At 38.8% G+C, this 675-nt stretch carries 1 protein-coding gene; it reads left to right on the top strand.

What is annotated here, in order from left to right:
- Positions 1–17 precede the first annotated feature (17 nt).
- Positions 18–675: immune inhibitor A domain-containing protein (locus tag KI356_RS24025; RefSeq protein ID WP_212936676.1), on the top strand; the 658-nt coding region annotated here is incomplete at its 3' end.

The following is a 675-nucleotide window of genomic DNA, read 5'->3' as shown; positions in this document are numbered from 1 at the left end:
AGGGGAGGAAATAAGGGATGATAAAGAAACCATTTAAAGTGTTATCAACAATTGCTTTGACAGCTGCTTTAGGCCTTTCGTTTGGCGCTGGAAGCCAGTCTGCGTATGCAGAAACGCCTGGGGCTAAAACAGCTACAAGCCCAGTTGATGATCATTTAATCCCAGAAGAGCGATTAGCAAATGCGCTAAAAAAACGTGGGGTAATTGATTCATCTGCTTCAGAGACAGAAACAAAGAAAGCTGTTGAGAAGTATGTAGAGAAGAAAAAGGGAGAAAATCCTGGAAAAGAAGCGACAAATGGGGACCCACTTACGAAAGAAGCATCTGACTTTTTAAAGAAAGTGAAAGATGCAAAAACAGATACGAAAGAAAAATCAGAGCAACCAGCAAACGGGACTGCAACAGGAACAAGTCCAGTTAGAGGCGGCTTAAATGGGAAAGTGCCAACTTCACCTGCTAAACAAAAAGAATATAACGGTGAAGTTCGTAAAGATAAAGTACTTGTTTTGCTTGTAGAGTACGCTGATTTCAAACATAACAATATTGATAAAGAGCCTGGTTACATGTATTCCAACGACTTTAATAAAGAACACTATGAAAAAATGTTATTCGGTAACGAGCCGTTCACACTAGATGATGGAAGTAAAATTGAAACGTTTAAACAATATTATGAAG

It is taken from the genome of Bacillus hominis, assembly GCF_018332515.1.
GTDB classification, from domain to species: domain Bacteria; phylum Bacillota; class Bacilli; order Bacillales; family Bacillaceae_G; genus Bacillus_A; species Bacillus_A hominis.
The sequence above is the reverse complement of the archived record's forward strand: the minus strand, read 5'-3'. Positions and strand labels throughout refer to the sequence as shown.